The following is a 13,257-nucleotide window of genomic DNA, read 5'->3' as shown; positions in this document are numbered from 1 at the left end:
GGCGCCCGGAAATTCCCGTGCTCGCGCTTGGGTACGGCGTTTGCGCGGTTTCTTACTCGACCGGCTGGAACAGACGGGTGGCGGGGTTGATCGCCCACATCTCGCCCGACTGGATGTCGAACCACCAGCCATGGATGTTCAGCGTTCCGGCTTCCACCCGTTCACGCACGAAGGGGAAGGTCATCAGATTGTCGACCGACGCGCGAACCGCTGCCCGTTCGATCACTGCCGGGGTGTTCTGCAGCTTCTCCGCATCGGCCCGCGCCTGTTCCGAACCTTCCGGCCCGACATAGGGGTCGAGCGCCGAGCCGGCGATCGACACCCAGGGGGACACGAAATCATCCTCCGACTTCTGGCCGGCGCGCAGCCGGATCAGACCCTGGATGCCGCCGCACTGGGCGTGACCCAGCACGATGATCTCCGACACCTTCAGCGACTTGACCGCATATTCAATGGCGGCCGAAGTGCCGTGATAGGCGCCGTCGGGCTGATAGGGCGGGACGAGGTTGGCGACGTTGCGCACGACGAACAGCTCGCCGGGCTCGGCCATGGTCAGCAGGGCGGGGTCGACGCGGCTGTCGGAACAGCCGATCAGCAGGACTTCCGGATGCTGACCTTCGGTCGCCAACTGGCGCATGCTGTCGGGTCGGCGTTCGTAATAGCGGGCGCGGAACGCTCTGATGCCGGCCAGAAGCTGGCGGATGGGATCGCTCGGTTGACTGCTGAAGGGCATGATCGGCTTGTCCCCGTTACTGTCGGCCGGCGGCGGCGCCGGCTCCGCATCATTTTGCATTGGCAGCGGTATAACGGCATTGCGCCCGTGGTCCAAGCCGCCTGTTGCGGCATCGCAGCGCGGGTCAGCCCTCCACCGGATGCTCACCCCATCGGCGCAGATTGCCGGCGTCCAGCCCGAAAAGGTCCAGCACCCGTCCCACCGAATGGTCCACCAGATCGTCGATGCTGTCGGGCCGCGCATAGAAGGCGGGCACCGGCGGCGCGATCACCGCCCCCATCTCCGCCAGCGCAGTCATCGTGCGCAGATGGCCCAGATGCAACGGTGTCTCCCGCACCATCAGAACCAGCCGCCGCCGCTCCTTCAATGCGACATCGGCCGCGCGGGTCAGCAGGGTGGAGGTGACGCCGCTGGCGATTTCGCTCATCGTGCGGACCGAACAGGGGGCGACCACCATGCCCAGCGTGCGGAAGCTGCCACTGGAGATCGCCGCCCCGATATCGGCCGCGGAATAGCTGACGTCGGCCATCGCCCGCAGCTCCGCCACCTTCATGGCGGTTTCATGCGCCAGCGTCACCTCGGCGGACCGGCTGACGACCAGATGCGATTCGACGCCGATCCGCCGCAGCGTCTGCAGCATGCGGATACCGTAAATCACCCCCGATGCGCCGCTGATGCCGACGACGAGCCGGGGCGGAGGTGTGTTGCGGTCGGTCATCGCGGGCTTTCGTGCCCTCCCCCCGACGGGGAGAGGGATGGCATCAATGGGCGTCTTCCTGTTCGGAATAGCGGTCGTCGTCGCGGTTCTCGCCGTAGAAGTCCTCTCCGGCATCCTCCGGCGCGCGCGGCACGCCGCCGCGGCGGATGGCCAGCGCCAGCGCCTCTTCCAGCTCACGGCCGGAGCAGAGGCCCAGCATGACCGGGCTGCGTGGCTTGATGTTGGCGACGTTCCAGTGGGTACGGTCGCGCACCGCGGCGATGGTCGGCTTGGTGGTGCCGATCAGGCGGCAGACCTGGGCGTCCGACAGTTCCGGATGATGCTTCAGCAGCCATGCGATGGCGTCGGGCTTGTCGCCGCGCTTGGTGATCGGGGTGTAGCGCGGACCCTTGGACCGGGAGGCGACCTGCGGCAGGTCGGCGACCAGCAGCTTCAGGCGCAGATCCTGGTTCTTCTCGCAGCGCTCGATCTCCTGCTTGGTCAGCTGGCCGTTGGCGATGGGGTCGAGCCCCACCATGCCGACCGCGACCTCGCCGTCGGCGATGGCCTGGACTTCCAGCGAATGCATGCCGCAGAAGGCGGCGATCTGCTCGAAGGACAAGGACGTGTTCTCGACCAGCCAAACGGCCGTCGCTTTCGGCATCAAGGGCAGTGCCATCATCCCTCCTGACAACTCTTCACCGGCCGCACCCGCTGGCGGGTGGTGCGGCCGGCCGTTCGAATTCGTTATGCGGCGCCGGAGCGGTTCCGCGACCCGGGGGCGGTTGCCCCATTCTCGTCACCACGATATAGGGCGAATACCGGTCCGCGTAAGCATGCTTGCGCAGGCGCACCGGGAAATCCCGGCCGCCCGCTCGCCTCTGCTAACCCGTCTTGGCTGCCCAAGGCAAGCCCGACGGCGCCGTATCGACGAAGAAAGCGCAAAATGCGGTCCGGTTTTGCGTCCCGGACCGCCCCGTCCGGCTGCTCGGGCCGGCTGCTCAGGCCGCGTCCGGCCCGACCGTCAGCACGATTTTGCCGATATGTGTGCTGCTTTCCATCAGGCGATGGGCCTCGGCCGCCTCTTCCAGCGGGAAGGTGCAGTGGATCTGCGGCTTGATGCTGCCGGACTCCAGCAGCGGCCAGACATGCTCGCGCAGGGCGGCGGCGATGCGGCCCTTCTCCGGCACCGGGCGGACACGCAGGGTCGATCCGGTCAGCGTCAGCCGCTTGGTCATCACCGGCGCCATGTTCAGCGACACCTTCGCCCCCTGCAGAAAGGCGATCGAGACGTGGCGGCCGTCGACCGCCATGATGTCGATGTCGCGGGCGATGTAGTCGCCGCCGACCATGTCCAGGACCACGTCGACGCCGCGCCCGCCGGTCGCCTCGCGGATCACGGCGACGAAATCCTCGGTCTTGTAGTTGATGGCCCGGTCGGCGCCGAGCTGTTCGCAGGCGCGGCACTTGTCGTCGCTGCCGGCGGTGGTGAAGACGGTGGCGCCGAAGGCCTTCGCCAACTGGATCGCCGTGGTGCCGATGCCGCTGGATCCGCCATGGATCAGCAGCGTCTCGCCGCGCTTCAGGGCGCCGCGTTCGAACACGTTGGTCCAGACGGTGAAGAAGGTCTCGGGCACCGCCGCCGCTTCGACCATCGACAGAGGTCCGGGCACCGGCAGGGCCTGCACCGCCGGCACCACGCAATACTCGGCATAGCCGCCGCCGGCCACCAGCGCGCAGACGCGATCGCCGCTGGCCCAGCTCTCCACACCCTCGCCGATGGCGATGACCGTGCCGGACAGCTCCAGCCCAGGCAGGTCGGAGGCGCCCGGCGGCGGGTCGTAGCGGCCCTGGCGCTGCAGCGTGTCGGGACGGTTCACGCCCGCGGCGGCGACCTCCACCAGGATCTCGCCGGGACCCGGCACCGGGGCCGGGCGGCGGGTAGGGCGCAGCACCTCCGGCCCTCCGGGCTCGGTGATCTCGACGCAGCGCATGCTGTCGGGCAAGGCGAGGCCCATGGCGTTCTTCCCTTCTTATCCGTGGTCGGGCAGGCGTTTGCCGGCACCGGTGCATTGGAATTGTCCGGCTCGAAAGGTAGATTTGACCGACCGGCCTGACAAGGCGAAGGCGAAACACGCGGCAGGGAAGGGAACCAAGCCATGGCCATCGACGACCGTTTCGAGGATCTGGAGCCGCGAAAGGCCAAGCCTGCGCCGAAGGACCTCACCGTGATGGGTGTGGCCGAGCTCGAGGCCTACATCGCCACGCTGCAGGCGGAGGTCGAACGCGCCCGCGCCGCCATCGCGGCGAAGCAGGCGCAGAAATCGGCGGCCGAGGCGTTCTTCAGGAAGGGCTGACGAAAAAGCCCTCCCCCGCGGGCGGGAGAGGGCTTTTTCAGAAATATCGGCGCGTCACCGTCCCGGGCCGACCAGATCGCGGTAGCAGTGCCAGGAGGCATGACCGATCACCGGCAGCGCGATCGCCAGACCGATGAAGGCGGTGACCATTCCGGCGCTCATGAACAGGGCGATCAGGAAGCCCCAGGCGATCATCGGCCGAATGTTTGCCCGCACCACGGCGATGCTGGTCGCCATGGCGGTGAAGACGTCGGTATCGCGGTCCAGCAGCATCGGGATCGACACCACGGCGACGGAGAAGACAGCGGTCGCGATGACCCCGCCGAACAGCGTGCCGGTCAACAGGAACGGAATGGTGTCGGCCGAGAAGAAGATGCGGTCGACCAACTGGTCCAGCGCCGGCGGCTCGCCCGAGAAGAATAGGGCGAAGATCAGGAAGGCGATGCGGATCCAGGCCAGCATGGCCAGCATCAGGACCAGCCCGATCCCGGCGATCTGCACCCCGTTGCGGCGATAGGCGGCGGCAACCTTGCCGAAGGTCGGCCGTTCGCCAAGCTCCAGCAGCCGGCTGGTCTCGTACAGCCCGACCGCCAGGAGCGGGCCGACCAGCATGAAGCCGGCCCCCATCGGCAGCAGCAGGTATTCCATGTCCAGCAGGGCCAATCCGACCACGAGGACGAAGCTGGAGATCACCGCCAGCGCGCCATAGGCGAAGCTGATGGCGGGGGCCGCCATCATGTCCTGCCAAGCCGACGCCAGCCAGACCCAGGGGCGGTCGATTTCCACCGTCCGGATCGGCGGCAGCCAAGCCGAATTGTGGGCCGAATTGTGCGTCTGAGGCGTTTGAACGGATCCGCGAAACGACGTCATGTCGACCATGATGACGGCCCTCCCCAACAGCCAAGGAGCGCGCCCGTCGGCGCCCTTGGCAGGCACTGTCACATGATCGGCCCGATAGTCGCAATAGGGAACTATCGGTATATCCAATAGTAACAAAGGTGCTGAGGTTATTCCCAGTGCAAAGCTTGGTCTTTACCGTGCTTTCGGACGAGCGGGTCAGGTTTCGTCCTCAAGCTTATGTCCATCCAAAGTCTGAGTACGCCGCTCGGCCTCCTTGCGGTCGCGCTCCTTCTCGGCCTTCGTGCGTCCGAATCGGGTCCGATTCGCTTCGGCTTCCTTCGCCCGTTCGGCCCGTTCGCGGGTTTTGCGGAAGCGGTTGAGGTTGACCACGTCGCCCATGGCACGGTCTCCGGCGGCTGAATCTGGGGTTTCGGGTCCGGCGCGGCCGGATGGGCCGGCGGCGCGCGGAGAATTCCTGGGGAAAAAATCGGACAGGCCCCAACTTGGCCGTGGGATTGCCCAAATTGCTTGTTTCTTCTGCGGGCGCTAGCTTACCGAAGGACTGTCCTCATCGGAAGCCGCCATCGGGTCCCGACCGGCGCGGAGGGTGAGGGACAGCGAAGGCAAGCGCGCGTCGGTTCGTATCCTAATGCGGGGACAGGCCGGTGCCGGTCGATGGCGGCGACGTGGTAACAATGACGTGGCAAAGGGGCACGGCCGAGGATAAGGCCGGCGCAGGGAAGGCGGACACCCGGTGAAGAAGATCCTGATCGCTGCACTGGCCGGACTGGTGGTTCTGGCCGGAATCCTGTTGGCAGCGCCGAGCCTGATCGATTGGAATGCCTACAAGGGCAGCATCGCCGAGCGTGTGTCGCAGGCGACCGGGCGCCAGGTGGAATTGCGGGGCGACGTCGGCTTCACCCTGCTGCCGTCGCCGGCGCTGACGGTGCGCGACGCCCGGCTCGCCAACGCATCCGGTGCGGCCGAGCCCGACATGGTGCGGCTGAAGAAGCTGGATGCCCGCGTCGCGCTCGGCCCCCTGCTGAGCGGCCGCATCCAGGTGGAGAGCATCACGCTGGTCGAGCCGACCTTCGTGGTGGAAGTCCTGATGGACGGCCGGATCAACTGGGACCTGTCCACCACCGGCAGCAGGCCCGGCGACGGGCTGGGCGCCGCCGAAGGGCTGGTGTCAGCCGTCAGCTTCGATCAGGTGCTGATCGACAACGGCACCGTGATCTACCGCGACGACCGCAATGGCCGGACCGAGCGGGTGGAGGGGCTGAGCGCCCGCATCGCCGCCGGCAGTCTGAACGGTCCCTTCCAGATCCAGGGCGATTTCCGTTTCCGCGGCCTGCCCCTTCATGGCGAGGCGACCGCCGGCCGCTTCACCGAAGGGGCGGCGGTGCCGGTGCGGGCAACCCTGTCGATGCCCCATACCGATGCGACCCTCCGCTTCGCCGGCATCCTGACCGGCGGCGGCGGATCGAAGGTGCAGGGCGACCTCCGCGCCGAGGGCAGCGACTTCGCCAAGCTGGTGGACGCGCGCCGGCCTGCGGCGCTGGCCCAACCCTTCAACCTGCGCGCGACGGTGGAGGCGGGGACCAGCCTCGCGACCTTCTCCAGCCTGGAAGCCCAGCTGGGCGACACCCGCGCCACCGGAAATGCCACCCTGCGGGCCGGCGACCCTGCCAAGCGCGAGGCGCCGCGCACCGAACTCACGCTCGCCGTCAATCGGCTGGACCTGGATTCCTGGCTGGCGCGGGGCGGGCAGGGCGGTACGGCGGGCGGATCCGCCACCACGGCTCCGGCGAACTCCGCGGCCGGCGGCGCCAAGCAGTCGGGCCTGTCCTTCGCCCTGCCGATCGGGGTGGAGGCCAAGCTGGACGTGGCCGTCGATGCCATGAGCTACAATGGCGGGGTGGTGCGGCAGGGCCGGGTCGAGGCGAGCCTGACCGACGGCCGGCTGAACATCGACCGTATCAGTGCCCTGCTGCCCGGCGGGTCGGATTTCGTCGCGGCGGGGGAGGTGACCACGCCGGGTGGCCAGCCGACGCTCGACATGCGGATGGAGGCGAATGCCGACAACCTGCGCGCCCTGCTGGAGTGGGCGAAGCTGGATGTCCGATCCGTTCCCGCCGACCGGCTGCGCCGCGCTTCCCTGGCCGCCCGGCTGCAGGGCCATGCCGACCGCTTCGAGATGTCCGGCATCGATTTCCGCTTCGACAGCAGCCGGCTGAGTGGTGCGGTCGCCTATGTCGACCGTGGCCGCCCCGCCTTCGGCGCCCGCCTCGAACTCGATCGCCTCTACCTGGACGGCTATCTGCCGGCCGAACCCTTGCCGGTCCAGCCGGCCGCCCCTAACTCGGCCCAGCCGGCCGCGCCGCGCGCCCTCGGACCGCGGGCCGGCTCCACCGGCTCGGCGCCGATGCCGCAACGGCTTCTCGGCCTTGCCGACGCCAACCTCGACCTGCGGATCGGGCAGTTGACCGTGGGCGGCTTGCCGGTCCAGGGGCTTCATCTGGATGCGACGGTCGCTTCCGGCGCGCTGACGGTGCGCGAAGCCAAGGTGGACAACATCGCCGGACTGACCGCGCGGGTGGATGGGCAGGTCGCCAGCCTGATGCCGTTGCGCGGGGTGAACCTCGCCCTGGCGGCGGAGGCCAAGTCGCTCGGCGGGCTGCCCAGCGCCGTCGCCTGGCCGTCCGGTTTGCCGGCGCCGGAACGGCTGGGCTCGGTCAGTGCCAAGGCCCGGCTGGCCGGCGACGGGGAGCGGCTAGCGGTCGAGGCATCCGCCGGCATGCTGGGCGGCACGTTGGAAGCCGGCGGTGCCGTCCTGGGGCTCGACCGCACGCCCAGCGCCGACCTGAAGCTGCGGGTGACCCATCCGGAGATGGGGCGCGTCGCGGCGCTGTTCGCCGACCGCGGGCTGGCCCGCGCCCTCGGTCCGCTGGACCTTTATGGCGAACTGACGGGAAATGCGACATCGCCGGTGCTGAACAACCTCCAGGGGCTGGTCGCCGGTGTGCCGGTGCGCGGCAAGCTGGTCCTCGACCGCAAGCCGGCGCGGCCCGCCTTCCAGGCCGACCTGCAGTCCGGCGATCTCGACCTAGACCGGCTGCGCAACGCGCCGCTGGTGGGCGATGGGGCCGGCCGCAACGCGGGGGCATCCGCCGGCGATCCGGCTGCCCTCGCCCCCGCCGATCCGCTGGCGGATCTCGACTGGATGCAATCGACGGACGGCCGCCTCGCGCTGACCTCCACCTCGCTGACGCTGGGCGGACAGCGCATCGTGCAGCCGGCGCTGAGGGCGACGCTCTCCGGCGGGACCGCGACCCTGGAGCAGCTGGACGGCGAATGGCAGGGCGGCCAGATCGGCGTCAGCGGCCGTGTCGCCGCCGTTCCGGGGCAGGAGCCGAAGCTCGACGCCGACATCACCGTCATCAAGGCCGACCTCGGGACCGCGCTGTCCGGATTCGGCGGGCTGGGGCTCGGCGGCGGGGCCGTGGATCTGGACATGACCTTTTCCGGCAGCGGCCATGGCGACGCGCTCGTGCGCAGCCTGGCCGGCCGCGGCCGGGCGGTTGCGTCGGGCGGCGTGCTGCACGGGGTCGATCTCGCCGCCCTGCGCAGCCGGCTGGCCGGGGTCGAGCGTACGCAGGAGGTGCTCGGTGCCGTCGCCGGTGCCCTGCAGGGCGGGGAGACCAAGCTGGAACGGCTGGATGTCCGCTTCGTTATCGAGAACGGGGTGATTCGCGCCGACGATGCCCGCCTGACCACCGCTCCCGCCGACGGCACGCTGGCCGGTACGGTCTCGCTGCCCGACGAGCGGGTGGATTTGGGGTTGACCCTTAAGGTGAAGGCCGACGGCGACCTGCCGCCGCTGACCCTGCGCATCGCCGGCCCCTGGGACGCTCCGTCCCAGACTCTGGACCTGAAGGCTCTGCGTGACCGCTTCAATGCGGCGTCCCCGGCCGATCCCGCGGTCCGGCCGTGAGATCCGCCGCATGCCACGGCTGCGCGCCGTGGTATGCGTGTGATGGGCCAAGGGCGTTGAAGTCGCGGCGCGCGGCGTCCATAATGAACGAACGGTAACCGGAAGTCAGAGCCGATGCAGGTGGACAATAGGATTTTGGACGATCTCGCCCGTGTGGCGGGTGGCGCTCTCGGCGCCTTCTCGTCCTTGCGCGAAGAGGCCGAAGGTCAGCTGCGCGCTCAGCTCGAACGTGTTCTGTCGCGGATGGACGTGGTCAGCCGAGAGGAATACGAGGCCGTCCGCGCCATGGCCGCCAAGGCCCGCGAGGAGCAAGAGGCGATGGCCGAGCGGCTTGCCGCGCTGGAGGCCACCGTCGCGACGCTGACCGCCGGGCAGGCCCCGCTGCCGGTCGTGGTCGAGCCGGCCGGCGTTCCGGCGGTGGTCGACACCGATCCGGTGACGCCGCCGGCGGGCCCAGTGGCGGCGAAGCCCGCCGCGGATGCCGCCGGCACAGGGCCCACGGCGTCCTGAGCATCCGCGCAGCCGCACCACCCGGCGCCCCTCACGTCATCGTTCCGGATTGTGTCGCCATCGGCGGCTTGGCCGGGTATTGGCCGGTTGACGACCCGAACGTCGGCCGGTCCGAACGCTGACCGGGCGCCGATATGGGCGGACGCTGTGTGCCGATGCTCATCTTTTCATCACCTTCGGGGTATTGGCCCGGACCCGCGCAATTTGACAGGCGCGTCTTCTGGTCCGGGTGAACGGTACCGCCCATTGCGCCTTCACAGGAGGACGCTGACATGTCGGCAGTAGCCGTCGAAACCACCACTCCCGCCCACAACCCGCTCGACGTGGTCGAGGAGATCGTAACCGCCAACGAGTGGCCCTTCGATCGCGCCACCGAGGACGAACTCGTCGTCGAGATCGGCGGCCGCTGGTGCGATTACCGGCTCTATTTCGTCTGGCAGCCCGATGTCAGCGCGATGCAGTTCTCCTGCCAGTTCGACATGAAGGTCCAGGCGGCCCGCCGCACTGCCGTCGCCGAACTGCTGGCAGAGGTGAACGGCCGCATGTGGCTGGGCCATTTCGACGTCTGCTCGGAAGAGCATACGCCGATGTTCCGCCAGACCATGCTGCTGCGCGGCTCGCGGGGTGCCGCGGTGGAACAGCTGGAGGATCTGGTGGAGATCGCCCTATCGGAGTGCGAGCGCTTCTACCCGGCCTTCCAGTTCGTGATCTGGGGCGGGAAATCCGCGCCGGAGGCGGTGTCCGCCGCCATTCTCGACACCATGGGCGAAGCGTAAGCCTTAGCATTGGCATGAACAGGGGGAACGACGGGGTCATGACGGCGGAAAAGGGTGCGTCGCTGCTGCTGGTCGGTTGCGGGAAGATGGGCGGGGCGATGCTGGACGGCTGGCTTGCCGCCGGAACCGCTTCGCGCGTCGTGGTGGTCGACCGGGCCGGTCTGCCGGAGCGGCTTGCCGGTGACGCGCGCGTCTCGCTGGCGTCCGGCGCGGACGCGCTGCCGGACGGCTTCGTTCCCGACGTCGTGGTGCTGGCGGTCAAGCCGCAGGTGATGGAAGAGGCGCTGCCGGCCTACCGCGCGCTGGTCCGTCCCGGCACGGTCTTCCTGTCGATCGCCGCCGGCAAGACCATCGCCTATTTCGAACGTCTGCTGGGGGAGGGGGCGGTGGTCGTCCGCTCCATGCCCAACACCCCGGCCGCGATCGGTCGCGGCATGACCGTGGCCGTTCCCAACGCCCATGTCAGCGCCGCCCAGCGCGAACTCTCCGACCGGCTGCTGCGCGCCGTCGGCGATGTCGCCTGGGTCGAGGATGAAGGGCTGCTGGATCCGGTCACTGCCGTGTCCGGCAGCGGTCCGGCCTATGTCTTCTTCATGGTCGAGGCGATGGCCAAGGCCGGCGAGGCCGCCGGGCTGCCCGCCGACCTGGCGATGCGGCTCGCCCGCGCCACGGTGTCGGGCGCCGGCGCCCTGCTCGACGCCTCGCCGCAGCAGGAAGCCGCCGATCTGCGCAAGGCGGTGACCAGCCCCAACGGCACCACTCAAGCTGCGCTGGAGGTGCTGATGGCGCCGGAAGGAATGCAGCCGGTGATGAACGCCGCCATCGATGCCGCCGCCCGGCGGTCGCGCGAACTGGCCGGCTGACGGGGGAGGACATGGTGACAGCGCTCAGCCCCTCCGCCGCCCGCGTCCAGGCCCTGTTGGACAGCATCGGCCTCGGCCATCGCGTGATCGAGCATGAAGGCAGCACCCGCACCTCGGAGGACGCCGCGAACTCCGTCGGCTGCGAGGTGGCGCAGATCGCCAAGTCGCTGATCTTCCGCACCAAGGAGACCGGGCGCCCTGTCCTGGTCGTCGCCAGCGGCGCCAACCGGGTGGACGAGAAGGCGGTCGGCCGGCTGATCGGCGAGAAGATCGAGCGTGCCGACCCGGAGTTCGTCCGCGAATCGACCGGATTCGCCATCGGTGGCGTTCCGCCCATCGGCCACGCCGTCCCGCCGCTGGTGGTGATCGACGACGACCTGCTGCGGCTGGAAGCCATATGGGCCGCCGCCGGAACGCCCAACGCCGTCTTCCGCCTGACCCCCGCCGATCTGGTCAGCATGACCGGCGGACGGGTGGAGACGGTGCGCAAGGCGTGACGATTTCGGGGGACGGGTGACGTTTGGCCGTCCGCGCACCACCTTATGACGCGATCCCTGTCGCCTGGAGGTGGTGCCATGTCCGACATGTCGTCCGACAAGCCTGAAGACAACAGCTTCCGCTCCGATCCTACCGACCCGGACTCTCTTGATCGCGCCGTAGCCGCGGCGGCGATGAGGCTGGCCGCCGAGAAGGGGTGGCGCCGTGTCGGGCTGCTGGAGGTCGCGCACGCCGCCGGCATCCCGCTGTCCCGGTTCCATCACCACTATCGCGGGCGCGCTGACGTGCTGGCGGCGGTGTCGCGCGTTGCCGACGCCACGGTGTTGGCCGGGGATGTCGCCGCCGATCCGACCGAACCGGCGCGCGACCGTTTGTTCGACGTGATGATGCGCCGGTTCGACGCGCTGCGCCCCTTCCGGGACGGCCTGCGCGCCGTGGTGCGCGATCTGCCGGCCGATCCGGCGACCGCGCTGGCCTTTTCCTGCGCCTTCGGCCGCTCCATGGCCTGGATGCTGCGCGCCGCCGGAATCGATCCCGACCAGCGGGGCGGGGCGGCCCTTGTCGCCGGACTCGGCACCGTGCATGCGCGGGTGATGCGGGTCTTCCTGAACGACGACACCGCCGACCTGTCGCGCACCATGGCGGCGTTGGACAATGCGTTGCGCGGGGCGGAGCGCTGGGGCGCGACGTTCTGCCGCTGGACCGGCCGCCGGGGGCCGCTTGGCCGGGGAACCGGGCCGGATTCCATGGCATCAACGGTTTAGACAATGTTGGTCATGCGGAGGGTAGGGCGGTACGGTATTTTTACCCGCCAAGGTTATGCTGCGCCGCAAAATCCGCATTGACTAACTTTTCGGCACTCTGCATAGTCGGCCTATCAATGTTGCGTCGCAACATGTCCGTATTCCGATGCGGGCAGCAAACACTGATGCTGGGATGAGAAACATGGCCAAGATGAGCGGTAACCCCTTCCTCGAATTCGATCCGTCCAAGCTGATGGGCGACCTGAAGGTTCCGGGTGTGGACGTCGAGTCCATCATCGCCAGCCAGCGTCGCAACATCGAGGCGGTGACCGCCGCCAACCAGCTCGCCTTCGAAGGCTTCCAGGCCATCGTCCGTCGTCAGGCCGAGGTGCTGCGCACCGTCGCCGAGGACGTGAACCGCGCCGTCGGTGAGCTGTCGGCCGCCGGCACCCCGGAAGAGAAGGCCGCCAAGCAGGCCGATCTGGTCAAGGCCGCCTTCGAGAAGTCGCTGTCGAACATCCGCGAACTGAGCGAGATGATTGCCAAGTCGAACACCGAAGCCGCCGAGATCCTGACCAAGCGCGTGTCGGACAGCCTGGACGAGGTCAAGGCCGCCATCGCCAAGACCAAGGGCTGATCCAGCCTCCGGTCCGCCGGGTTCTGCGAAGAGGGGTCGCCATCGGCGGCCCCTTTTCCATTTCCGGCCCCAGGCTTCCGGGTTCCTGCTTCCCGGTTCCGTGATCGAGGCCGGCGCGCTACCTTGGCGTCCCTACTCCACAGGATCGGGATAGTCATGACCATCACCTACGACGATTTCGCCAAGGTCGACATCCGCGTCGGCACCATCCTTGCGGTCGATCCCTTCCCGGAGGCGCGCAAGCCCGCCTACAAGCTGACCATCGATTTCGGCGGCGACATAGGGACCAAGCGCAGTTCCGCGCAGATCACCAGCCATTACGCTGCTGATGCGCTGGTAGGCCGCCAAGTGTTGGCGGTGGTGAATTTTCCGCCCAAACGCATCGGCCCCTTCACCAGCGAGGTGCTGTGCCTGGGCCTGCCCGATGCCGAGGGTGCGGTGGTGCTGGTGGGGCCTGACCATGCGGTGCCGGATGGTGCCCGCCTGTTCTGATGGCGACAGATTCGAAAACCCTATGGGTCCAAAAGAAACCCTTTGTGGTTGCAAGAATTGTTGGTAATTATCGCGACAAGTGGTCGCAGGGCTCATATGTATTTTAAATGAATGCAG

15 protein-coding genes are annotated in these 13,257 nt (G+C 68.5%); 9 read left to right on the top strand and 6 right to left on the bottom strand.

The features are described 5' to 3' along the window. Window positions 1-52: 52 nt before the first annotated feature. The 4 genes from J2Y49_RS08255 to J2Y49_RS08240 form a co-directional block, all read right to left on the bottom strand. Window positions 53-733 (bottom strand): carbonic anhydrase, encoded by a 681-nt coding sequence (locus J2Y49_RS08255; protein WP_310113955.1) that lies wholly within the window; start codon window positions 731-733, stop codon window positions 53-55. A gap of 124 nt (window positions 734-857) precedes the next feature. Then, complete coding sequence (locus tag J2Y49_RS08250) at window positions 858-1,451, bottom strand: UbiX family flavin prenyltransferase (protein ID WP_310113953.1); 594 nt, start codon at window positions 1,449-1,451, stop codon at window positions 858-860. A 43-nt stretch (window positions 1,452-1,494) separates the two neighbouring features. Beyond that, entirely contained in the window at window positions 1,495-2,109 is a 615-nt protein-coding gene (locus J2Y49_RS08245) for a DUF1013 domain-containing protein (RefSeq protein ID WP_310113951.1), read from the bottom strand. A gap of 322 nt (window positions 2,110-2,431) precedes the next feature. Further along, on the bottom strand, window positions 2,432-3,448 hold the full coding sequence (locus J2Y49_RS08240) for an NAD(P)H-quinone oxidoreductase (protein ID WP_310113950.1): 1,017 nt from the start codon (window positions 3,446-3,448) through the stop codon (window positions 2,432-2,434). A 141-nt stretch (window positions 3,449-3,589) separates the two neighbouring features. On the opposite strand from J2Y49_RS08240, the gene J2Y49_RS08235 reads away from it, so the two are divergent. Then, a complete protein-coding gene (locus J2Y49_RS08235) occupies window positions 3,590-3,787 on the top strand; it encodes a DUF1192 family protein (RefSeq protein ID WP_310113949.1) in 198 nt (65 codons plus the stop codon). A gap of 54 nt (window positions 3,788-3,841) precedes the next feature. Here J2Y49_RS08235 and J2Y49_RS08230 read toward each other — a convergent pair whose 3' ends face one another. Together J2Y49_RS08230 and J2Y49_RS08225 are read right to left on the bottom strand one after the other, a co-directional pair. Then, window positions 3,842-4,666 carry a DUF2189 domain-containing protein gene (locus tag J2Y49_RS08230; protein WP_310113948.1) on the bottom strand — a complete coding sequence of 275 codons (825 nt, stop codon included), beginning with the start codon at window positions 4,664-4,666 and terminating at the stop codon, window positions 3,842-3,844. Window positions 4,667-4,843: 177 nt separating this feature from the next. Further along, complete coding sequence (locus J2Y49_RS08225) at window positions 4,844-5,026, bottom strand: DUF4169 family protein (RefSeq protein ID WP_310113946.1); 183 nt, start codon at window positions 5,024-5,026, stop codon at window positions 4,844-4,846. 355 nt (window positions 5,027-5,381) lie between these two features. On the opposite strand from J2Y49_RS08225, the gene J2Y49_RS08220 reads away from it, so the two are divergent. The 8 genes from J2Y49_RS08220 (at window position 5,382) to J2Y49_RS08185 (ending at window position 13,140) form a co-directional block, all read left to right on the top strand. Then, entirely contained in the window at window positions 5,382-8,621 is a 3,240-nt protein-coding gene (locus J2Y49_RS08220; RefSeq protein WP_310113944.1) for an AsmA family protein, read from the top strand. Between the two features lie 114 nt (window positions 8,622-8,735). Further along, the gene (locus J2Y49_RS08215) at window positions 8,736-9,131 is read left to right on the top strand and encodes an accessory factor UbiK family protein (RefSeq protein WP_310113943.1); all 396 of its coding nucleotides are present in this window, start codon (window positions 8,736-8,738) and stop codon (window positions 9,129-9,131) included. A 272-nt stretch (window positions 9,132-9,403) separates the two neighbouring features. Next, on the top strand, window positions 9,404-9,907 hold the full coding sequence (locus tag J2Y49_RS08210) for a YbjN domain-containing protein (protein WP_149223467.1): 504 nt from the start codon (window positions 9,404-9,406) through the stop codon (window positions 9,905-9,907). 38 nt (window positions 9,908-9,945) lie between these two features. Beyond that, window positions 9,946-10,770: a pyrroline-5-carboxylate reductase gene (proC, locus tag J2Y49_RS08205; RefSeq protein ID WP_310113941.1), complete on the top strand. Its 825-nt coding sequence runs from the start codon at window positions 9,946-9,948 to the stop codon at window positions 10,768-10,770. A gap of 11 nt (window positions 10,771-10,781) precedes the next feature. Continuing rightward, entirely contained in the window at window positions 10,782-11,267 is a 486-nt protein-coding gene (locus J2Y49_RS08200; protein WP_310113939.1) for a YbaK/EbsC family protein, read from the top strand. Between the two features lie 78 nt (window positions 11,268-11,345). Beyond that, window positions 11,346-12,032: a TetR family transcriptional regulator gene (locus J2Y49_RS08195; RefSeq protein ID WP_310113938.1), complete on the top strand. Its 687-nt coding sequence runs from the start codon at window positions 11,346-11,348 to the stop codon at window positions 12,030-12,032. 181 nt (window positions 12,033-12,213) lie between these two features. Next, complete coding sequence (locus tag J2Y49_RS08190) at window positions 12,214-12,648, top strand: phasin family protein (RefSeq protein ID WP_310113937.1); 435 nt, start codon at window positions 12,214-12,216, stop codon at window positions 12,646-12,648. 156 nt (window positions 12,649-12,804) lie between these two features. After that, entirely contained in the window at window positions 12,805-13,140 is a 336-nt protein-coding gene (locus J2Y49_RS08185) for a tRNA-binding protein (protein ID WP_310113936.1), read from the top strand. The last annotated feature ends 117 nt before the right edge of the window (window positions 13,141-13,257 follow it).

The sequence above is a fragment of the Azospirillum sp. BE72 genome, from assembly GCF_031455875.1.
In the GTDB taxonomy this organism is placed as follows: Bacteria; Pseudomonadota; Alphaproteobacteria; order Azospirillales; family Azospirillaceae; genus Azospirillum.
This window is presented reverse-complemented; position numbering and strand designations above follow the sequence as displayed.

Excerpts from the sequence above, each read along its gene's own strand:
- proC (WP_310113941.1), top strand. The coding sequence starts at position 9,946 with ATGACGGCGGAAAAGGGTGCGTCGCTGCTGCTGGTCGGTTGCGGGAAG.
- J2Y49_RS08250 (WP_310113953.1), bottom strand. The coding sequence starts at position 1,451 with ATGACCGACCGCAACACACCTCCGCCCCGGCTCGTCGTCGGCATCAGC.
- J2Y49_RS08190 (WP_310113937.1), top strand. The coding sequence starts at position 12,214 with ATGGCCAAGATGAGCGGTAACCCCTTCCTCGAATTCGATCCGTCCAAG.
- J2Y49_RS08200 (WP_310113939.1), top strand. The coding sequence starts at position 10,782 with ATGGTGACAGCGCTCAGCCCCTCCGCCGCCCGCGTCCAGGCCCTGTTG.
- J2Y49_RS08195 (WP_310113938.1), top strand. The coding sequence starts at position 11,346 with ATGTCCGACATGTCGTCCGACAAGCCTGAAGACAACAGCTTCCGCTCC.
- J2Y49_RS08185 (WP_310113936.1), top strand. The coding sequence starts at position 12,805 with ATGACCATCACCTACGACGATTTCGCCAAGGTCGACATCCGCGTCGGC.
- J2Y49_RS08235 (WP_310113949.1), top strand. The coding sequence starts at position 3,590 with ATGGCCATCGACGACCGTTTCGAGGATCTGGAGCCGCGAAAGGCCAAG.
- J2Y49_RS08255 (WP_310113955.1), bottom strand. The coding sequence starts at position 733 with ATGCCCTTCAGCAGTCAACCGAGCGATCCCATCCGCCAGCTTCTGGCC.
- J2Y49_RS08215 (WP_310113943.1), top strand. The coding sequence starts at position 8,736 with ATGCAGGTGGACAATAGGATTTTGGACGATCTCGCCCGTGTGGCGGGT.
- J2Y49_RS08225 (WP_310113946.1), bottom strand. The coding sequence starts at position 5,026 with ATGGGCGACGTGGTCAACCTCAACCGCTTCCGCAAAACCCGCGAACGG.
- J2Y49_RS08210 (WP_149223467.1), top strand. The coding sequence starts at position 9,404 with ATGTCGGCAGTAGCCGTCGAAACCACCACTCCCGCCCACAACCCGCTC.
- J2Y49_RS08230 (WP_310113948.1), bottom strand. The coding sequence starts at position 4,666 with ATGGTCGACATGACGTCGTTTCGCGGATCCGTTCAAACGCCTCAGACG.
- J2Y49_RS08240 (WP_310113950.1), bottom strand. The coding sequence starts at position 3,448 with ATGGGCCTCGCCTTGCCCGACAGCATGCGCTGCGTCGAGATCACCGAG.
- J2Y49_RS08245 (WP_310113951.1), bottom strand. The coding sequence starts at position 2,109 with ATGGCACTGCCCTTGATGCCGAAAGCGACGGCCGTTTGGCTGGTCGAG.